The organism is Porcincola intestinalis, from assembly GCF_009696445.1.
GTDB classification, from domain to species: Bacteria; Bacillota; Clostridia; order Lachnospirales; family Lachnospiraceae; genus Porcincola; species Porcincola intestinalis.
The window spans coordinates 22,173-28,487 of the sequence record NZ_VULZ01000021.1; the positions used below are offsets into that span (position 1 = coordinate 22,173).

At 50.8% G+C, this 6,315-nt stretch carries 8 protein-coding genes, 3 tRNA genes and 1 pseudogene; 3 read left to right on the forward strand and 9 right to left on the reverse strand.

The genetic code is table 11. The annotated features are described in order from the left end of the window. Nucleotides 1-10: 10 nt before the first annotated feature. The 3 genes and pseudogenes from FYJ35_RS13805 to FYJ35_RS13815 form a co-directional block, all read right to left on the reverse strand. On the reverse strand, nt 11-652 hold the full coding sequence (locus FYJ35_RS13805) for a cytidylate kinase-like family protein (RefSeq protein ID WP_154527488.1): 642 nt from the start codon (nt 650-652) through the stop codon (nt 11-13). A 106-nt stretch (nt 653-758) separates the two neighbouring features. Beyond that, nucleotides 759-971, reverse strand: a pseudogene (locus tag FYJ35_RS13810) (heavy-metal-associated domain-containing protein); the annotation flags it as partial. A gap of 89 nt (nt 972-1,060) precedes the next feature. Further along, nucleotides 1,061-1,396, reverse strand: a complete 336-nt coding sequence (locus tag FYJ35_RS13815) for a metal-sensing transcriptional repressor (protein WP_154527490.1) — start codon at nt 1,394-1,396, stop codon at nt 1,061-1,063. Between the two features lie 281 nt (nt 1,397-1,677). Here FYJ35_RS13815 and FYJ35_RS13820 point away from each other — a divergent pair, with 281 nt between their 5' ends. The 3 genes from FYJ35_RS13820 (at nt 1,678) to FYJ35_RS13830 (ending at nt 3,203) form a co-directional block, all read left to right on the forward strand. Then, nucleotides 1,678-2,163, forward strand: a complete 486-nt coding sequence (locus tag FYJ35_RS13820; RefSeq protein WP_154527491.1) for a MarR family winged helix-turn-helix transcriptional regulator — start codon at nt 1,678-1,680, stop codon at nt 2,161-2,163. A gap of 145 nt (nt 2,164-2,308) precedes the next feature. Further along, on the forward strand, nt 2,309-2,668 hold the full coding sequence (locus FYJ35_RS13825; protein WP_154527492.1) for a hypothetical protein: 360 nt from the start codon (nt 2,309-2,311) through the stop codon (nt 2,666-2,668). Nucleotides 2,669-2,696: 28 nt separating this feature from the next. Further along, complete coding sequence (locus FYJ35_RS13830) at nt 2,697-3,203, forward strand: DNA-deoxyinosine glycosylase (RefSeq protein ID WP_154527493.1); 507 nt, start codon at nt 2,697-2,699, stop codon at nt 3,201-3,203. A 19-nt stretch (nt 3,204-3,222) separates the two neighbouring features. Here the strand turns inward: FYJ35_RS13830 and FYJ35_RS13835 are convergent, their stop codons facing one another. From FYJ35_RS13835 to FYJ35_RS13860, 6 genes are all read right to left on the reverse strand, one after another. After that, nucleotides 3,223-3,921, reverse strand: a complete 699-nt coding sequence (locus FYJ35_RS13835) for an endonuclease III domain-containing protein (protein ID WP_235906589.1) — start codon at nt 3,919-3,921, stop codon at nt 3,223-3,225. A gap of 145 nt (nt 3,922-4,066) precedes the next feature. Continuing rightward, on the reverse strand, nt 4,067-5,116 hold the full coding sequence (locus FYJ35_RS13840; protein ID WP_154527494.1) for an aldo/keto reductase: 1,050 nt from the start codon (nt 5,114-5,116) through the stop codon (nt 4,067-4,069). A gap of 70 nt (nt 5,117-5,186) precedes the next feature. Next, complete coding sequence (locus FYJ35_RS13845) at nt 5,187-5,843, reverse strand: TetR/AcrR family transcriptional regulator (protein ID WP_205839860.1); 657 nt, start codon at nt 5,841-5,843, stop codon at nt 5,187-5,189. 177 nt (nt 5,844-6,020) lie between these two features. Then, nucleotides 6,021-6,091 (reverse strand) — tRNA-Cys (locus FYJ35_RS13850). Between the two features lie 7 nt (nt 6,092-6,098). Next, a tRNA-Glu gene (locus tag FYJ35_RS13855) sits at nt 6,099-6,170 on the reverse strand. A gap of 18 nt (nt 6,171-6,188) precedes the next feature. Next, nucleotides 6,189-6,260: transfer RNA gene (locus tag FYJ35_RS13860), tRNA-Asn, on the reverse strand. Nucleotides 6,261-6,315: the final 55 nt, after the last annotated feature.

Consider the following 6,315-nt stretch of genomic DNA (forward strand, 5'->3'; position numbering starts at 1 on the left):
GAAAATTATCTCACAGATTCGGATTCTCATAATCCGGGAACCGGACCCTGATATAGTCTTTGATCGCCTGCTCCGTTCCCTCGAAGCCGAGCTTTCCGCTGTTGATGCAGAGATCATAGTTACGGACGTCATTCCAGTCGTGCCCGGTATAGTACTTCGTGTAGTCCGCCCGGTACTTATTAATCTCATCCACATACTTCATCGTCGTACGACCGCCGTTCGCCCCGCGCAGCTTTGCCTGCTGCAGGCAGTAGGCCGGAGAAGCATAGACGAATACGCTCATGACATTCTCCCTGTCTTTCAGGATGTAATCCGCACAGCGCCCGATGATCACACAGGATTCCTCCTGGGCAAGCCCCTCAATCACCTTCGCCTGATAGTTAAACAGGTTACGGTTGGACAGAAAATCTCTCCCCTCCGGCGGGATCAGCTCGCCATGATATTCTCTCCGCATAATCCGGAACAGCTGTGTCCCCCTGAGCTTCTCGTCTGCATTCGCAAACAGTGCCTCGTTGATGCCTGAATCTTCTGAGGCAAGCCGCAGGATCTCCTTGTCATAGTAGCCGATCCCGAGGTCCTTCGCCAGCATCTGTCCGACGGTCCTTCCGCCGCTTCCATAGTAGCGCGCAATGGTAATGACGATGTTCTTCATATATGGATTCACCCCTTTCTGAAGACAGAAAGTGCCTGTGCGGCTCTTTTCTTTTACGAAAAAAGTATAGCACAGGCACAGATATCTGTCGATTGTCACTCTGTCCTCAGGCGATGATTCCTGTCACCTTATAGTCTTTATCCTCGACTGCCTTTCTCAGAATGGCATCGTCAACATCTGCATCAAGCTTGACCACTGCCTCCCCCTTCTCATGGGAAACCTCCGCGCTGCTGACACCCTCAAGCTTCTCCAGCGCCTTCTTCACGGTCATCTCACAGTGTCCGCACATCATTCCCTCGATCTTCAATGTTTTTGTCATCACATATCCTCCTCTCGGTTTTCCGTATTCATACACACTGCAGGCTTCCATATGATTCTGCCAGACTGAAAATCCAGGCTGAGAACGCTTCACTTCATCAGTTTCTGAAGCAGTCTGACCAGTTCATCGATCGTTGCGTCATCTCCTGCCCGGATATCCTCGGCGACACAGGTCCTGATATGAGATGCCAGCAGCTCTTTGTTAAATGCATTCATAGCCGCTGTGACGGCAGATGACTGAACCAGAATGTCCGGACAGTAGGCGCCTCCTTCGACCATGCTTCGGATGCCGCGGATCTGTCCCTCTATCCGTGAGAGACGGTTGGTCAGTGACCGGATTTCCTCCGGTGACCGTTTTTTATGCCTTTCGCTTCCACAGCAGGAGTGAACATCCTCTGACTTCTTCTGTTCCTGCACCTGTTCCATATGCAGTACCTCCTCGTTTTCTCTTCCCCTGATCGACCATCTGACTCAATCTGTCAGGTCTTGTTCTAATACCCTTCCTGGGTATATAGCCTGCAATTGGTACTATATACCCATCAGGGGTATATGTCAACTCTATATCTTCTTCATCCAGACGCATTCATCCAGGCATATACATCTTCTTATTGACACTTCATGGGTTTTCAGATAAAATGCATAAATAGATTGTGCTCAATAAAATTGATTGGCCACATCAATATCCGTTCAACAGGAGATGAAAAAACATGGATCTTTGTTATGACATGCTCCGTCTGAAAAACCAGCTGTGTTTTCCGCTGTATGCCTGCAGCCGCGAGATTGTCAAAAAATACAAACCCTTTCTGGACGAGCTCGACCTGACATACACACAGTACATTACGATGATGGTGATGTGGGAACGCAGACAGCTCTCTGTCAAGGAGCTGGGTGAATGTCTCTTCCTTGATTCCGGGACACTGACCCCGCTGTTAAAGAAGCTTGAACAGAAGGGATGGGTCACGCGGAAGAGAGCCCACAAGGATGAACGTGTCCTGATCGTCACACTGACAGAGGAAGGCGAACAGCTCCAGGAACGCGCAAAAACCATCCCGGAAAAGATGTCGCGCTGCGTCAATAACCTGACACCTGAGGAGTCTGACGAACTCTACAGGCTGCTGTACAAGCTGCTCGGCTGCGACTGTCCTCATGACCAGGAACCGGCTGCGATGCCTGATCCCACCCCTTCGGAATGACAATTTTACGAATTATTTCGAAGCTTTTACCAGAGCCTTACACAGCTTACAGAATGACTATTGCGCCATCCCATCCTGCATGATATGATGAATACAGGAAATGAATTTGTTTAGACATGCATTCATTTTCAAAGGAGGGATTATCATGAAGGGACTGAAACTCTGGGCTGGCATCGTTGGGATCGTGATTGCTTCCTACATTCTGGTTGTATCGGGGTATGAGGCTGCATGGAATGTTCTGACGACGAGCGGTCATTTTAATGGCATCGTTGGAATCGTGATAGCAGGTCTTCTTCTGGCGGGCAGCATTGTCAGGGTTGCGATGCACAGATCGGAAGATGATTCCGGTTCGATCGTCTCGCTTGTGCTCTTCGCTATCGCGACAGCGCTTGCGTTCTTCATCTCCCCGCTCTATCATTATATGAGGGGATGGGCAATCATCTGCCTGGTCATGGCCATCATCTCGGTGGCAGCCATCATGATCAGAGACAGAAAGCATTCATAAAATAAAAAGCCCATCCGGAGGCATCCGCATGGCAGAATATCAGACATTGAAACACACGTTCGGACCCCTGTATGACAGAGACAGCAGACTCCTCATACTGGGGTCTTTTCCTTCTGTGAAAAGCCGGGAAGCAGGCTTTTTCTACGGTCACCCGCAAAACCGCTTCTGGAAGGTGATTGCAGCGCTGACTTCCTCCGACGTTCCAACAACCATTGATGAAAAAAAGCGCCTTCTTCACAACTCTCACATTGCGCTGTGGGATACAATCTGGCAGTGCGACATCATCGGCTCCAGTGACAGCTCGATCCGGAATGTCATTCCGACCGATCTGTCACAGATTCTGAAGGAGGCTGACATCCGCCAGATCTTCTGCAACGGGGCAACAAGCGCGCGTCTTTTCAAGCGCTATCAGGAGCCGGTCCTTGGAAGAAGTGCCATCCGGCTGCCCTCTACAAGTCCCGCCAATGCCGCCTGTTCAGTCGAACGTCTCATCCGGGAATGGGAGCCCGTCCGCACTGTCCTTTCCGGCGGATAAACTTAAGGCAGTAATTGTTTCAGCGCTTTGAAGCCGGTACCGGGAATGTGAATGCACTTCTGCAGATATCAGACAGGCAGCAGCGTTCGCAGAATGGACTGGTACGCGCCGTACAGACCTCTCTTCCGTGAAGCACAAACCGGTGGCAGAGGAGATTCCCTTCCTCCGGAGGGATGATTTTCCAGAGCGCCATCTCCACGCGCTTCGGATCCTTCTGATTGTCGACAAGTCCGATCCGGTTGGATAACCGAATGCAGTGCGTATCCGTCACGATCGCCGGTTTTCCGAACACGTCCCCCAGTACAAGGTTGGCGCTCTTGCGGCCGACACCGGGCAGACGCAGCAGCTCCTCCATTGTATCCGGAACCCTCCCGCCGTATTCCGTCACCAGCATCCTCATACACCCGCTGATATCCCTGGCTTTACTTCTGCCCAGGCCGCATGGGCGGACAATCTCCTCGATCTCCTCCGGGGATGCCTTTGCAAGCGCCTCCGGACTTGGATACTTTGCATAAAGATCCTTCACTACAACATTGACTCTGGCATCTGTACACTGTGCTGCAAGCCTGACACTGACAAGCAGCTTCCAGGCATCATCATAGTCTAGCGTACAGTCTGCATCCGGATATGTCCGGCGCAGCCGCTCAATCACCTCGAGTGCCAGTCTTCTTTTTTCCTCAAGATTTTCGCCTTTTTCCGCCATTTCTTTTTTCTGCATCTCTATCCCGCGCTCAGCCTTCATGCTGTGCTTTCCGGGGTCCACGATTCAACTGTGTACGTCCAAAGCCCCTCACAGCAGCATGCAGCATGTCCGCAGTCCTCCTTCCGCTCCCGGAGCTGCCCAAATCCGTCTCATCTTCGGCTTATGAGACGCTTACTTTACCTGCAAGCACCTCCTGGTAATCCTTCAGATTAGCCCGTAACAGATTCGGGATATCCAGTTCATACGGGCAACGGGTCGTACAGACCCTGCAGTCCACACAGTCGTTGATTTTTTCCATTTCCGTCTGCCAGTGCGGTGTCAGCCATGCCTGTGACGGCGCACGTCTGAGCATCAGGCTCATTCTATTGCACTGATTGATCGTAATTCCCACCGTACAGGGCATGCAATAGCCGCATCCGCGGCAAAAATTACCGGCAAGCTCTCTCTTTTCATCCCGAATGTAAGCTTCGAGTTCCGGCGTCATCTCCGGCGTTCTGTCCATGTAAGCAAGCCACTCTTTCAGCTCGCTCATCCGCTGAATTCCCCAGATCGGCAGCGCATTGTCGTATTGTGCCATGAATGCCATCGCTGCCTCACTTCTGTTGATCAGTCCTCCGGCAAGCCCCTTCATACAGATAAAGCCCATCCCGCTTTTTTGAACTTGTCTGTAAAGGTCCATCTCCTTCTCTGTCGCAAGGTAGCTGAATGGATACTGGAGTGTCTCGTAGAGACCGGACTGTACAATCTCCATTGCAACCCCTAACTTGTGCGTTGTAGCGCCGATGTGACGGATCTTTCCCTCTGCCTTCGCTTTCAGCATACATTCGTACATTCCTGTTCCATCGCCGGGCTTCCAGCAGGTATCCATCTGATGAAACTGATATACATCAATATAGCCGCAGTTCAACATCCGGAGAGAAGTCTCAAGATCGTTTTGAAACTCCTGAGGTGTCTGGGCATGTGTCTTCGATGCAATGAAAATATGCTCTCTCCCCGTCTTGAAAATACCGCCCTCTCTGCCAAATGCATATCCGATTTTCTCTTCCGAATCGCTGTATGCCCTCGCAGTGTCGAAGAACCGCATGCCGCCTTCATAGGCGCACTGAAGTAGCTGTGCTGCGTCCTCCTTTGGAATTCTCTGGATTGGCAATGCCCCGAATGCATTTTGAGGGACAGTGATTCCAGTTCTGCCAAGTGTAATGGTTCTCATGCTTTATATTCCTCCTCTGCGGATCGCTTCTTCCTGTTTGCGGAAGCCATGATCTGCAAGCAAGCCTGCATCATGGCTTCTGGCCTGTCGCCTGCATAAAAATGGCGCTTCCCAGCAGGTCCCGGAGCAGTGCCTTTGCATCCCGCCGGGTTCTTGTCATATCGGTTCCCTCCCTGCAGGAGAACACATACCCCCACATTCCCATCGCAAGAAATGAGTTGACCTGCTGAACCGGGTATCGCGTCCAGCCGCGTCCTGTCTGAAAATCGTCCTGAATCTCACTTTCCCTTTCCATCTTCTCCAGGCACTTGATTATAAACTGATAGAGTTCATACATCATTCCGGAGTTTCCGATCATCTTTGCCGTTAAAAAACGGCGATCCCCCAGCACATCAATTACAACATCCGTGTAGGTCTCCATCCAGCACAAAAGACAGTTCAGTCTTGGTGAAAGACCCGTTCCTGAATCATCGGAAATCTGCGGCAGTCTTCCCCGGATATTCTCCCCCTCTTTCCGCATCCTGTCCATAATCTCTTCCTGCAGATCCTGAAAGCATTCTCTCATCAGCTCGTTCTTATCGGAATAATACTTATAGAACGTCAGCCGTCCGGTTCTTGCATGCTCACAGATCTCAGTGACCGTGATCTCCTCAAATGGATGTTCCTCAAGAAGGCAAAGCAAGGCATCCTTCAGTCCCTTTCGGGTCTTCATGATTCTTTTATCCATCGCACATCCCCCTTTCGTCCGGCAGAAGCGCACTGGAGCCATCAGTTTCTGTCCTACATAGTATCTTACATTGCTTTGCTTGATGAAACAAGCCAGCATGGCAGATTCTTAATCAGACAGAGAGGGAAAGCTGCCTTCACATAAAAAAACCTCCACTCACAAAGAGTGGAGGTTTCAAGGCGTCAACCAGAATCGAACTGGTGATAGAGGTGTTGCAGACCTTTGCCTTACCGCTTGGCTATGACGCCTTATCAGTGACCCCTACGGGATTTGAACCCATGTTATCGCCGTGAAAGGGCGGTGTCTTAACCGCTTGACCAAGGGGCCAGATCCTTCAAGGATAAACTCCCCAAGTAGGGCTCGAACCTACAACCCTTCGGTTAACAGCCGAATGCTCTACCATTGAGCTATTGAGGAAGATTGCACAACACTTATTATGTCACAACCTGAAACGGAATTCAACAGGATTTTC